This window comes from Neobacillus camarae (assembly GCF_054950115.1).
On the sequence record NZ_JBUCKX010000001.1, the window covers coordinates 764743 to 778268 of the forward strand.

At 42.0% G+C, this 13526-nt stretch carries 11 protein-coding genes; 10 read left to right on the forward strand and 1 reads right to left on the reverse strand.

The window, feature by feature from the left end; genetic code table 11:
- Window positions 1-67 precede the first annotated feature (67 nt).
- The 10 genes from ACY8D0_RS03725 (at window position 68) to pyc (ending at window position 11980) form a co-directional block, all read left to right on the forward strand.
- Window positions 68-1027 (forward strand): carbohydrate ABC transporter permease, encoded by a 960-nt coding sequence (locus ACY8D0_RS03725; protein ID WP_462409141.1) that lies wholly within the window; start codon window positions 68-70, stop codon window positions 1025-1027.
- A gap of 5 nt (window positions 1028-1032) precedes the next feature.
- Window positions 1033-1872, forward strand: a complete 840-nt coding sequence (locus ACY8D0_RS03730) for a carbohydrate ABC transporter permease (RefSeq protein WP_462409940.1) — start codon at window positions 1033-1035, stop codon at window positions 1870-1872.
- A gap of 100 nt (window positions 1873-1972) precedes the next feature.
- Window positions 1973-2611, forward strand: a complete 639-nt coding sequence (locus ACY8D0_RS03735; RefSeq protein ID WP_462409142.1) for a YesL family protein — start codon at window positions 1973-1975, stop codon at window positions 2609-2611.
- Window positions 2612-2737: 126 nt separating this feature from the next.
- A complete protein-coding gene (locus tag ACY8D0_RS03740) occupies window positions 2738-3835 on the forward strand; it encodes a rhamnogalacturonan acetylesterase (RefSeq protein WP_462409143.1) in 1098 nt (365 codons plus the stop codon).
- Window positions 3832-4758 (forward strand): glycoside hydrolase family protein, encoded by a 927-nt coding sequence (locus tag ACY8D0_RS03745; RefSeq protein WP_462409144.1) that lies wholly within the window; start codon window positions 3832-3834, stop codon window positions 4756-4758. Before ACY8D0_RS03740 ends, ACY8D0_RS03745 begins: the two co-directional genes overlap by 4 nt.
- Window positions 4759-4785: 27 nt before the next feature.
- A complete protein-coding gene (locus ACY8D0_RS03750; RefSeq protein ID WP_462409145.1) occupies window positions 4786-5679 on the forward strand; it encodes a glycoside hydrolase family 43 protein in 894 nt (297 codons plus the stop codon).
- Window positions 5657-7156: an alpha-N-arabinofuranosidase gene (locus ACY8D0_RS03755; RefSeq protein WP_462409941.1), complete on the forward strand. Its 1500-nt coding sequence runs from the start codon at window positions 5657-5659 to the stop codon at window positions 7154-7156. The genes ACY8D0_RS03750 and ACY8D0_RS03755 overlap by 23 nt, the downstream gene beginning before the upstream one ends.
- Window positions 7157-7172: 16 nt before the next feature.
- The gene (locus ACY8D0_RS03760; RefSeq protein WP_462409146.1) at window positions 7173-7460 is read left to right on the forward strand and encodes a hypothetical protein; all 288 of its coding nucleotides are present in this window, start codon (window positions 7173-7175) and stop codon (window positions 7458-7460) included.
- A 21-nt stretch (window positions 7461-7481) separates the two neighbouring features.
- Entirely contained in the window at window positions 7482-8411 is a 930-nt protein-coding gene (locus ACY8D0_RS03765) for a glycoside hydrolase family 43 protein (protein ID WP_462409147.1), read from the forward strand.
- A 116-nt stretch (window positions 8412-8527) separates the two neighbouring features.
- Window positions 8528-11980, forward strand: a complete 3453-nt coding sequence (pyc, locus tag ACY8D0_RS03770) for a pyruvate carboxylase (RefSeq protein ID WP_462409148.1) — start codon at window positions 8528-8530, stop codon at window positions 11978-11980.
- 51 nt (window positions 11981-12031) lie between these two features.
- On the opposite strand, the gene ACY8D0_RS03775 is transcribed toward pyc, so the two are convergent.
- Window positions 12032-12973 (reverse strand): COX15/CtaA family protein, encoded by a 942-nt coding sequence (locus tag ACY8D0_RS03775; RefSeq protein WP_462409149.1) that lies wholly within the window; start codon window positions 12971-12973, stop codon window positions 12032-12034.
- Window positions 12974-13526: the final 553 nt, after the last annotated feature.

Sequence of the window (13526 nt, forward strand, 5' to 3'; positions counted from 1 at the left end):
ATCCACCTTTCGATCAGCTATCGTCATTTCCATCTTTGAAAATTCCATAGAATAAGGAGATGATTACATGAGCACCCGTGTGGTAAAGGAAAATGTGGAAGCGAATATCACAATCCGTCCTGTCAGTAAAAGGTCCCGTGCCATTAAAGAGAACTTGACAGGGTATGCATTTATTAGCCCATTTGTTATTGGTTTCCTTGCATTTACCTTAATTCCAATCGTAATGTCCTTATATTTATCATTTACAAACTATAATCTGTTTGCAGCACCTAAATGGATTGGCCTTGATAACTATATAAAAATGTTTACTGCCGATCCTAGGTATTGGCATTCGTTAAAGGTTACCATTATTTATGTGTTTGCCGGCGTTCCATTTAGACTTATTGTCGCTTTATTAATTGCCATATTGTTAAATACCGCCTCAAAGGCAGTAGGACTCTATCGTACCTTATTTTATTTACCGTCACTGATCGGTGGAAGTGTTGCGGTAGCCATTATGTGGCGGAATGTATTCGGTGACCAGGGGATAGTCAATATCGTGCTAGACATGCTTGGAATCCCAGTCGTTCGATGGTTTGGTAATCCTACTGCTGCATTGTGGATGCTCATCTTTTTGGCGGCTTGGCAATTCGGCTCATCCATGTTAATATTCCTAGCCGGCTTAAAAGGGATACCGAAAAGTTACTATGAAGCGGCCAGTGTAGACGGGGCCAATGGATTACAGCAATTCTTTAAAATTACGCTTCCAATGTTGAGCCCAGTTATTTTATTCAACACAGTCATGCAAACCATAAGTGCGTTTATGACATTCGTACCGGCGTTTATTATCTCAAAAGGTACAGGCGGCCCGTTAGACGGAACACTTCTTTACTCCTTATATCTATACTTACAAGGTTTCGAGTTCTTCAATATGGGGTATGCTTCCGCAATGGCATGGATCATGCTGATTATTGTGGGAATTTTAACACTAATCATCTTTGCAACATCAAAATTCTGGGTTCACTATGAATCGGAAGGAGGCAAATAATCATGATGAAGTTAAAATCGCCAAAATGGTGGCTGTATCATATATTAGTGGGCGGGTTTGCAATTTTGATGCTTTATCCGGTTATTTGGCTCCTGATGAGCTCATTTAAGCCAAGCGATACCATCTTTGTTACGGCCAAATCACTGATACCCGATCATTGGATTTGGACTAACTATGCAGAGGGATGGAAGGGGATTGGCGGAAATTCCTTTGGAGTCTTCATTAAAAATACCGCTGTCATCGTGGTTATTACATTAATTGGACAAGTGATATCATCTTCTTTGATTGCCTTCGGTTTCGCGCGTCTAAATTTTAAAGGGAGAGCCTTTTGGTTTGGATTAATGATGGTAACGTTAATGCTTCCAGGTGAAGTGGTCATGGTTCCCCAATATATTGTTTTCTCTAAACTAGATTGGCTAAACTCGATTAGACCATTAACCGTTCCAGCCTATTTTGGAACACCGTTCTTTATCTTCTTGCTCGTGCAATTTATCCGCACGATACCAAGAGAGCTAGATGAAGCGGCAATCATTGATGGCTGCGGCACTTTCAAGATCTTTACGAAAATCATTTTGCCATTAATCACACCGTCGCTGGCAACGGTTGCAATTTTCTCTTTCTACTGGACCTGGGACGCCTTATTAGGGCCGGTTCTATATCTAAACAGTCCTTCAAAGTACACTGTTTCAATGGCATTAAATATGTTCCTGAGTAATGAAACAGTATCCAATTGGGGCGCTATGTTTGCCATGTCGATTGTGACCTTAATTCCTGTTTTTCTAATCTTCTTCATCTTCCAAAGATATGTTGTGGAAGGGATCAGCACAAGCGGGTTAAAGGGCTGACATGGTTACAAATCTACTATTCTTAAAACTTTGCCACTTCGTATCCTAATGGAAGTGGCAAAGGTCATTTTGTTAAACAATGGTTTAAGGAGGCTTACAAATGGACACTTCAGGTATAATGGGCGGCTTTAATAAACTGTTTGAATGGATATCAAGGCTAGCATGGTTAAATGTATTATGGATTTCATTTACGCTGTTGGGTTTAGGCATCTTTGGATTTTTCCCTGCAACAGTTGCTATGTTTGCAGTCACCCGAAAATGGATGTTAGGTAATGATGAAATGTCTATTTTTAAGACTTTTTGGACTACTTATAAGAAGGAATTTTTAAAAAGTAATCTTCTTGGAGTTATTATTCTTGCTATTGGCTTGATATTATATATTGATTTTCATTTTGTGATGCATTCATCTAGTCGTTTTGTTTCGGTTCTATACGTACCGTTTTTTATCATCACTTTAATTTTTATTTCGATGTTATGTTATATCCTGCCGATTTTTGTTCACTACGAAATGAAGATTAGCCAGGTGATAAGAAATTCCTTCTTTGTAATGATTATGAATCCTTTATCAACCTTTTATATGTTGATAGGAAGCTTTGGGATTCTTTTCGTACTCTCCTATGTGCCGCCAATATGTATCCTTTATAGTGGCAATTTATTGGCGTTATTCATGATGAAACCGGCCATCAATGCATTTGAAAAAGTTAACCAAAAGGCAAAGCTTTGGCTTCAGGAACAATAAGAAAAGTGCTGGAGCTAGACAATTTTCAACGTCGGAAATTTATCATTTCTCTCTTATAAGGAAGTCGGGATCTCATATATTGGGACCCGTTTTTTAATAGATTAAAAGTGGAAAGGAGTAATTAATATGGTTTTTTGTAAAGAAATCGTCCTGGGTGAAGACCAGGCTAAATCAAAAGAGTTTTTATATCATGCTGAAAAGGGGTATGGGTTTGTCCTTCCTGAGGGAGCAGACAGGGATGAAGATAAACGGGATTCATTGCCGGGGGAATATAGTGTCCCACAGGTTCCCTCCTATATCGTGGATGTTCCGGATGGAAATTACAGAGTTAGGATGAAAAACAGTTCGACAAAAAAGGTCACGATTAAATCAGGACTTGGCCATTTGCACAGAATGATGGGCCCTGCCGAAAGGGAAGAACGTTTTTTGGTACATGTTGATGACAGAAAGTTAAAAATTGCCTTTATTGGAGAACATCCATTTGCAGGCACCTTAGAAATTGCAGACACCCCTGAGGCGCCGACTGTTTTCTTGGCGGGGGACTCAACGGTAACCGACCAGCGTTCGAGCGGATACCCTTATTATGGATGGGGCCAGATGCTTCCTTTCTTTTTTACAGATGCTGTAGCCGTTTCTAATCATGCCGGATCCGGAAGAAGCTCAAAAAGTTTTATTAAAGAAGGGCGTTTAGAAAAGATATGGAACAGCATCCGTAAGAATGATTTTCTGTTGATTCAATTTGGCCATAATGATGAAAAAGACGATGAACGCGGCACAGAGCCCTTTTCGACATTTCAAGATCACTTAAAGATTTATATAGAAGGAGCAAGGAAAAGAGGAGCCATTCCCGTTCTCATTAGTCCGATGCACCGGCGTTCCTTTGATGATGAGGGAAAAATCATTAACACCCATGGTGACTATATAGCAGCAATGGAAGAGTTAAGTATGAAAGAGAATGTACCCTATATCGACTTGGCAGGAAAGAGTAAAACCCTTTACGAAAGTTTGGGAGAAGAAGGAACGAAAAAACTTTTCACATGGGCCGCTCCTGGTGCGTATACAAAATTTCCTGATGGAATTGAGGATAACACCCATTTTCAAGAACTGGGGGCATTAGAGATAGCAAAATTGGTAGTTGAAGGTATCAGGGAAAACAACATAGAGACCCTTGTCTCAGCATTAAGAATGTCAAATAACGGAATATTGGAGGGACTGGTCAAGTGATAGAAATAAACCAACCTAAAGCCCCCTTATTTAGAGACCCGATTTATGATGGGGCAGCGGATCCGGTAATTATCTGGAATCGAGATGCTCAAGAATGGTGGATGATTTACACAAATAGACGGGCAACTGTAGAATGCCAACAGTTTGCCTGGGTTCATGGCACAGATTTAGGGATTGCGTCCTCTTCTGATGGGGGAATGAATTGGAATTATCGAGGGGTTATACAGGGGCTGGATTTTGAACCGGGAAGAAACACGTTCTGGGCACCGGAAATTGTTTGGCATGAAGGCTTGTATCATATGTACGTCAGTTATATTCAAGGTGTGCCATATGAGTGGAAGGGACATAAGCGAAGAATTCTTCACTATACCTCTACAAATCTATGGGATTGGCAATATGAATCGAGCCTGAATTTGAGCTCTGAATATGTGATTGATGCGGCTATCCATAGACTTCCGAGTGGGTGCTGGCGAATGTGGTATAAAGATGAAGCGAATCATTCCCATACCTATGCCGCAGACAGCGAGGACTTATACCACTGGGAAGTGGCCGGCCCTGTGATAACCGGTTTTCCGCATGAAGGCCCGAATGTGTTCTATTGGAAGAATACATTTTGGTTGATTATTGATGAATGGAAAGGGCTAGGCGTCTATCAATCCAGTAATGGTGAAGGTTGGACAAGGAACGGCATCATCTTAGATGGGCCGGGAACCCGTGAAGATGATGGCACCATTGGCCTGCACGCGGATGTTTATGTGAAAGATGACAACGCTTATATCTTTTATTTTACCCATCCTGAAAGGGTGGATGCTGCCGAGCCTTCCTATAAAACCAGAAGATCATCAATTCAGGTGGCAAAATTGGAGTTAGTTGACAACGTCTTGGTCTGTAATCGAAATGCCCCATTTGAATTAAAATTATAGATATATTTTTTCATAGGAGAATAAAAAATGTTAACCAATAACGACATTCGAATTCGCGACCCGTTTATACTGACGGACCTGGAAACCAGCGGTTACTTTATGTATGGAACGACGGATCAAAATGTATGGGAGGGGAAAGCAGTAGGCTTTGATGCCTACAAAAGCAGTGATTTGGAAAACTGGGAAGGACCTTTTGAAGTGTTCCGCCCAACTGCCGGTTTTTGGGCAGATCAGCATTTTTGGGCACCGGAGGTTTATTTTTACCAAAGTAAATATTATATGTTCGCTAGCTTCAAAGCGGAAGGGAAATCCCGTGGAACCCAAATTCTTGTTTCTGGTAACCCATTAGGTCCTTTCACTCCGCATTCTGATGGCCCGGTTACTCCGCATGATTGGGAATGTCTGGATGGGACATTGTTTTTGGATGATAACCAGCTGCCTTGGATAATTTATTGCCGGGAATGGCTCCAGGTTCATGATGGTGAAATCTGGGCCCAACGTTTGACTGGCGATTTAAAGAGAGCAACCGGTAACCCTGTTCTTTTGCTTAAAGCATCCCAAGCTGAATGGACGGTGCCGGCTCGAGGGGAAAAGGACTTTGTTACCGACGGACCTTACCTTTACCGAGCGCTAAATGGGGAACTGCTCTTGCTTTGGTCCAGCAGAAGCAAACATGGATATGCGGTCGGTGTGGCTAGATCCGCCTCCGGCGAAATACATGGACCGTGGCTACATGTATCTGATCCATTAATAGATGAAGATGGCGGACATGCCATGCTGTTTAGAACCTTTGCCGGGGAGTTAAAATTAGCGATCCATTCCCCTAATCGTTCGCCAAATGAGCGCCCAGTATTTTTAACTATAATAGAAAAAAATAATCAATTACTTGTCGAAAGCTATGGGGGAAAATGTTGTGAATAATGTTATTATTAACACCGATATTCATCTAGGAAACATTAATAAGAATATTTATGGCCATTTTGCCGAACACCTGGGCAGGTGTATTTATGGGGGGATTTGGGTTGGGGAGGATTCTTTGATTCCGAATACAAAAGGAATTCGCAACGATGTTTTGGAGGCATTAAAGGAAATAAACATTCCTGTTCTCCGCTGGCCGGGAGGCTGCTTTGCAGATGAGTACCATTGGAAGGATGGGATCGGCCCAAAAGAAAACCGTAAACGTATGGTCAACACCCATTGGGGCGGTGTTGTGGAGAACAACCATTTTGGCACCCACGAATTTATGCTTTTATGCGAATTGCTGGAATGCGAACCCTATATTTGCGGGAACGTTGGAAGCGGAACTGTTCAGGAGATGTCTGAGTGGGTGGAGTATATGACCTTTGACGGGGAATCGCCAATGGCCAACTGGCGCAGGGAAAATGGCAGGGAAAAGCCTTGGAAACTGAAATATCTTGGGGTTGGAAATGAAAATTGGGGCTGCGGCGGTAATATGCGCGCGGAGTATTACTCTGACCTATATCGGCGTTATCAAACATATGTTAGAAATTACGCAGGAAATAAAATTTATAAGATAGCAGGCGGCGCCAATTCAGATGATTATAATTGGACAGAAGTCCTAATGAAACAAGCCCACCGGATGATGGATGGACTCAGCATTCATTATTATACCGTCCCTGGCGATTGGCAGGATAAAGGCTCTGCTGTCGACTTTGCCGAAGATGAATGGTTTATTACACTGAAGAAAGCCTACCGGATGGATGAGCTTATCACAAAACACTCGAAAATCATGGATCAATATGATCCCCAAAAACGGGTAGGACTGATCGTGGATGAATGGGGTACCTGGTTTAATGTGGAAAAGGGAACAAATCCAGGCTTTTTATATCAACAGAACACGTTAAGAGATGCGTTGGTGGCCGGACTGCATTTTCATATTTTCCACAACCACAATGAACGCGTTCAGATGGCCAATATTGCTCAGACGGTCAATGTCCTGCAGGCGATGATTTTAACAGAAGGGGAAAACATGATCCTCACCCCAACCTATCATGTGTTTAACATGTACAAAGTTCATCAGGATGCAGAGCGTATTGCGGTCCAAGCGTCAATCGGCAATTATGGGCATAAAGGGGAAACATTACCGCAAGTGAGTGTGACTGCCTCCAAAAATGAAAAAGGAAGAATCCACATCAGTTTATGCAATATTGACCCGTCCAATAAAGCTGAGCTAAGCATTGAGCTTCGCGGGCTAAGTGGAAAGGATGCAACGGTATCAGGTACTGTTTTAACAGCCGGGAGCATGAACGCCCATAATACCTTTGAACAGCCGGAGGTGGTAAAACCGGTTGAATTTCATGCCGTTGATTTGACAGGGTCTACACTCTCTGTTTGTTTGCCAGCCATGTCTGTTGTAACCTTGGCAATTGAATCCTGATCGGACGGTGGTATTTGTGGAAGAAAAAAGTTTTTGTAAGGGCTGCCTTGAATCTGTACTCGTGGCGGATGATACAATCAAACAAATGATACAAGAAGCAGAGGAAGATGATCCCTCCAAGTTGGTTTCTGACGAAATTTACTTTTTTAGATTGGGGCAATGCGGGAGTTGTCCCTCTTTGCAATACGGAACGACCTGTGCCCACTGCGGGTGCCTTGTACGTTATCGGGCGAAATTTATAAATAAAGGCTGCCCTAGTGTAGAGACACCAAGATGGAATAAAGTGGCCCATGTGGAGAATTAAAAATAGGAGGAGTGAAAAAATATGAAACACTCTGTTTCTTTTAAAAACCCTATTGTCGAGCAGCGTGCCGACCCATGGGTATACAAGCATACGGATGGCTTTTATTATTTTACTGCATCCGTTCCGGGATATGACCGAATTGAAGTACGCAGGTCCAATACAATTGAGGGATTGGCCGAGGCTAATCCTGTTGTTGTTTGGAGACAGCATGATAGCGGCATCATGAGCGCCAATATTTGGGCTCCTGAAATCCATTATATTGATGGTAAATGGTACATTTACTATGCGGCTTCGAGGAAGGACGAGATTTTTGCCCATCGGATGTATGTGCTAGAAAATCAATCCGAAAACCCTCTAGTGGGATCTTGGATAGAAAAAGGCCAAGTACTAACGGAATGGGAGTCTTTTTCGCTTGATGCTACAACCTTTGAACAAAATGGATTCCGGTACTATGTCTGGGCCCAAAAGGATCCGAATATAGAGGGGAGTACCAACCTCTATATTGCTAAAATGGAAAACCCCTGGACAATCGAGGGACCACAAGTAATGATCACCACACCTGAATTCGGGTGGGAAAAAGCTGGCTTTTGGGTCAATGAGGGACCGGCTGTTTTAAAAAAGAACGGCAGAATATTTCTAACCTATTCCGCCAGCGCAACGGATGCAAACTACTGTATGGGAATGCTGACGGCGGATGAAAACAGCAATCTATTAAATCCAAAGTCATGGTTGAAAGCAAAGGACCCTGTGGTAAAAACAAATGAGCATAGGAAAATATTTGGCCCTGGACATAATAGTTTTACTATTTCCGAAGACGGAACTATGGATATATTAATCTATCACGCCCGTAATTACCGCGAAATTATTGGAAATCCGCTATGGGATCCTAACCGACATACTATGGCACGTGTAATTTCTTGGAAGGAAGATGGAACTCCGAATTTTGAATAAATCGTTTGAAAGAATTTATCGTAGAATATTTTTTTCAATGGTTTTTTTTACTGACTATTCTAATTTGTGTGATATTATAGGGGGTATAGAATAATCAGTAGGAGGCATTTTGTAAAATGGGTATTATCGGGACGAAACACATTAACAAAGTATTGGTTGCAAACCGGGGAGAAATTGCGATAAGGATCTTTCGCGCCTGTACGGAACTAAATATTCGGACTGTTGCCATATATTCCAAAGAGGATTCAGGCTCATATCATCGTTATAAAGCCGACGAGGCATATTTAGTCGGGGAAGGAAAGAAACCAATTGATGCCTATCTGGATATCGAAGGAATCATTGCCATCGCGAAAAGAAGCGGGGCCGATGCCATCCATCCAGGGTATGGATTTCTTTCGGAAAATATCCATTTTGCCAGACGATGTGAAGAAGAAGGCATTATCTTTATCGGTCCTGAATCCAAACATTTAGATATGTTTGGAGATAAGGTGAAAGCAAGGAAACAGGCACAGCTTGCAGGCATTCAGGTGATTCCCGGAAGCGATGGCCCGGTAAACAGCCTTACAGAGGTAATCGAGTTTGCCGAGAAACATGAATACCCTATCATTATTAAGGCATCTCTCGGCGGCGGGGGCCGGGGAATGAGAATTGTCAATAGCAGGGAAGAAGTCAGTGAGGCTTTTGACCGGGCTAAATCAGAAGCAAAAGCAGCTTTTGGGAACGATGAAGTCTATCTTGAGAAATTGATTGAAAAGCCAAAACATATTGAGGTCCAAATCATCGGGGACAAGCAAGGCAACATTGTCCACTTGTATGACCGCGATTGTTCGGTTCAAAGGCGTCACCAAAAAGTGGTGGAGGTTGCCCCGAGTACTGCCATTTCTGAAGGATTGCGCAAGCAAATTTGCGATGCAGCGGTAAAACTAATGAGAAATGTCAATTACCTCAATGCGGGTACAGTTGAATTTCTTGTCTCCGGAGAAAATTTTTATTTTATTGAAGTAAATCCCCGTGTTCAGGTTGAACATACGGTTACTGAAATGGTAACGGGAATTGATATCGTCCAAACACAGATTTTGGTTTCGGAAGGGCATGAGCTCCACAGCCCAATTGTTGGGATACCCCAACAGGAAAAAATTCAATTAAACGGATTCGCCATTCAATCAAGGGTGACAACAGAGGATCCATTAAATAATTTTATGCCAGACACGGGGAGAATTGCTGCTTACCGTTCCGGTGGCGGATTTGGGGTCCGGCTTGATGCGGGCAACAGTTTTATGGGAGCTGTCATTACCCCTTATTATGATTCTTTGCTGGTGAAACTGACAACTTGGGCACTCACGTTTGAACATGCTGCCGCCAAAATGGTCCGTAACTTACAAGAGTTTAGAATAAGAGGAATTAAAACGAATATACCTTTCCTGGAAAATGTGGTAAAGCATGAGAAATTCTTAAATGGTGAATACGATACATCGTTTATCGACACGACACCTGAGTTATTTATTTTCCCTGCAAGTAAGGACAGGGGAACGAAAATGCTCAACTATATCGGGACTGTCACAGTAAATGGGTTTCCTGGGATTGAAAAGAAAAAAAGACCCGTATTTTCTTCCCCTAAAGTTCCTGAAGTATCTTCTAGTGTGCCATATAAAAACGGGACTAAACAGATTTTGGACCGATATGGTGCAGGTGGATTAGTGGACTGGGTTAAAAATCAACACCAAGTGCTGTTGACCGACACGACATTCAGGGATGCCCATCAATCCTTGCTTGCGACTCGAATGCGGACCATTGATTTGGCGCACATTGCTGAGCCGACAGCAAAATTGTTGCCGGAGTTATTTTCAGTCGAAATGTGGGGAGGAGCAACGTTTGACACAGCGTACCGCTTTCTCAAGGAAAACCCATGGGAACGCCTGCTTACACTGAGGGAAAAGATGCCGAATGTGTTATTTCAAATGTTGTTACGTGGCGCAAATGCCGTGGGATACAAAAATTATCCCGATAATGTGATCCGGGAATTTGTCAACCAGTCCGCTTCAGCTGGAATTGACGTGTTTCGGATATTTGATAGTTTGAACTGGGTAAAGGGAATGGAAACTGCCATAGACGCTGTCAGGCAGACAGGCAAAATTGCCGAGGCCGCAATCTGTTATACAGGTGATATTTTAGATCCGTCACGAAGCAAATATAATCTTGAATATTATAAAAAGCTGGCAAAAGAATTGGAGATTCAGGGTGCACATATTCTTGCAATCAAAGATATGGCAGGTTTATTGAAGCCTGAAGCGGCATACCGGCTGATTTCAGAATTAAAGGATGCTGTGGATCTTCCTATTCATTTGCATACCCATGATACAAGTGGTAATGGAATTTTCACGTACGCGAGAGCAATTGATGCAGGTGTGGATATTGTCGACACAGCCTTAAGTTCGATGGCAGGATTAACATCGCAGCCAAGTGCCAATTCGTTATATTATGCCCTCGAAGGCAGGGAGAGAAGACCAGATGTTCACATTGAGTCCCTTGAAGCCCTTTCCTTCTACTGGGAGGATGTCCGAAAATATTATCATGATTTTGAGTCCGGCATGATGTCTCCCCATACTGAGGTATACCAGCATGAAATGCCAGGGGGGCAATACAGTAATCTGCAGCAGCAGGCAAAAGGTGTGGGTCTCGGAGAAAAGTGGGAAAATGTTAAAGATATGTATTCAAGGGTAAATCAAATGTTCGGTGATCTTGTCAAAGTAACACCTTCATCTAAAGTGGTCGGTGATATGGCCCTGTTCATGGTGCAAAATAATCTGACGGAAGAAGATGTCTTGACGAAGGGACTATCACTCGATTTTCCGGATTCGGTTGTTGAATTATTCCAAGGATATTTAGGACAACCGTATGGCGGTTTTCCGCAAGAATTGCAAAAAGTCATCCTAAAGGGGAAACAGCCTTTGGAATGCAGGCCCGGAGAATTGCTTAACCCGGTTGATTTTGAACAGTTAAAGGAAGAATTATTTGCCAAGCTTGGCCGCCAGGTAACCTCATTTGACATTATTTCCTATGCGTTGTATCCGAAGGTTTTCCTGGATTATATTAAAACACTGGAAACTTACGGGGATTTGGCGGTTCTCGATACTCCGACATTCCTTTATGGCCTGCGTTTAGGAGAAGAAATTGAGGTGGAAATCGAAACAGGCAAAACGCTGATTGTAAAGCTTGTTTCCATTGGACAGCCGCTGGCTGACGGCACTAGGGTTGTATACTTCGAGTTAAATGGCCAGCCTCGTGAGGTTATCATTAAAGATGAGAGCATCAAAGCTACCGCTGCTGCAAGGATTAAGTCTGACCCGAATAATGAAAGCCATCTTTCTGCTTCAATGCCTGGAACTGTGGTTAAAGTGTTAATAGAAAAGGGTGAAAAGGTGGAGAAGGGCGACCATCTTATGATAACGGAAGCCATGAAAATGGAGACAACTGTACAAGCGCCTTTTTCAGGAACTGTCAAAGAAATCCATGTAGCAAGTGGGGACGCTATACTGACTGGTGACTTGCTGATTGAATTGCTAAAATAATGAATAATAAAAAGTTGCCGGGAAAGTACCGGCAACTTTTTTAAATTTCTATTATTGTTCTAGGGTGTTTTGCTTGTCCTGCAATTTGCGGTAATTTTTCTTGGATCTTGTCCACAGTAAAATAAAATAGCTAAACATACCGAACAAACAGGTAATAAAAAAGGCATGCAATAAAGCGATGTAAAGGTTTAGCCTGGAAAAGATAATCAAAGCTCCTGCAGTAACCTGCAGGGTCACAAGAATTAATGAGATTACCCAACCCCAATATAACACCTTTTGCTTTTTGTAATAGCGAATGGCTAAATAGGTGATGTAGGCTATCCAAATAAAAATCAAACCTGCGGCAGCGCGGTGGCCCATTTGAACCCATTCATACAAGTTGCTGGGAAGTGAAGGGGCGTCATTAAGGCATAATGGCCAATCACGGCAAATTAGGCTTGATTTTGTATGCCGGACTAAAGCGCCTGTATAAATGACAATGTAACTATAGATGGATACACCCACTATATGCCGTCCCATCCGTCTGTCAATAATCAATTTTTCTGCTTCGAACTTTTTGTCCACCTCAAAAATCAATAGAGTGAGCAGGAACACGGAGGCAAATGAAATCAGGGATATCCCGAAATGTAATGCCAACACAAAACCTGATTGCCCCCATACTACAGCCGCAGCTCCGATTAAGGCTTGCAGCATTAAGAAAAACAAAGATAAAAATGCAAGGAATTTTGTTTCGCGAATATGTCCAATTGCCCGCCATGACCATATCGATAAAATTAATACCATAATACCACCTGCACCCGATACGAGGCGGTGGGCCAGCTCGATTACTAGTTCAACCGTAATATGAGTCGGGACAAATTCGCCGTTGCATAAGGGCCAGGACCTGCCGCATCCCATGCCGGATCCGGTTTTGGTCACCAATGCCCCACCGAGTAAAATGAAAACCATGGCAATGGTAGTGGCAACGGCAAGCCACTTCAAAGAGCGTCGCAAAAAATATTCACCTCATTAAAGTTCAATAATTTGTCAAAGTTTTTTTATGACAGTATAATGAATAGGAACCCTGGAAAGTTAAAAGTACCCTATTCATCATATCGAATTTTGTAGAAAAAGAACAGAATTTCGATTTATATTAACCAATAATTTTTTATCGATTGACTGAATATTTTTACATTTTTCATCAAGACAACTTCATGGTTTACGGCCGCTTTGGGCTCGCCCCATGGCGGTTATCTTTTGGAGAGCAGAGAATTCTGGATAATTTTTATTTATTACTATTATTATAGTGAAAAACGTAATAAATTGTATACTACAGAAACGGACAAGGGGCATAACTTAGATAAAATAGTTTCTTTTGAAGCTAAGAGCAAATTTCTTTTTACTTGAAAAAATATAACATTTTAAATGATTTGTCCATGCTTATACTAACCAAATTCGCAAAAATGCTGTATAATAACATTTAAGTTGTATAGGTCACAAAATAGTCAAAAATTATTCAAAAAAAGTTCACAAAAACTTCATAAAGTGTGATTTAATATACAGAGAA

What these genes read in the sequence shown, in the direction of transcription:
- ACY8D0_RS03725 (WP_462409141.1), top strand. Translation starts at nt 68, where the DNA reads ATGAGCACCCGTGTGGTAAAGGAAAATGTGGAAGCGAATATCACAATC.
- ACY8D0_RS03730 (WP_462409940.1), top strand. Translation starts at nt 1,033, where the DNA reads ATGAAGTTAAAATCGCCAAAATGGTGGCTGTATCATATATTAGTGGGC.
- ACY8D0_RS03735 (WP_462409142.1), top strand. Translation starts at nt 1,973, where the DNA reads ATGGACACTTCAGGTATAATGGGCGGCTTTAATAAACTGTTTGAATGG.
- ACY8D0_RS03740 (WP_462409143.1), top strand. Translation starts at nt 2,738, where the DNA reads ATGGTTTTTTGTAAAGAAATCGTCCTGGGTGAAGACCAGGCTAAATCA.
- ACY8D0_RS03750 (WP_462409145.1), top strand. Translation starts at nt 4,786, where the DNA reads ATGTTAACCAATAACGACATTCGAATTCGCGACCCGTTTATACTGACG.
- ACY8D0_RS03755 (WP_462409941.1), top strand. Translation starts at nt 5,657, where the DNA reads ATGGGGGAAAATGTTGTGAATAATGTTATTATTAACACCGATATTCAT.
- ACY8D0_RS03765 (WP_462409147.1), top strand. Translation starts at nt 7,482, where the DNA reads ATGAAACACTCTGTTTCTTTTAAAAACCCTATTGTCGAGCAGCGTGCC.
- pyc (WP_462409148.1), top strand. Translation starts at nt 8,528, where the DNA reads ATGGGTATTATCGGGACGAAACACATTAACAAAGTATTGGTTGCAAAC.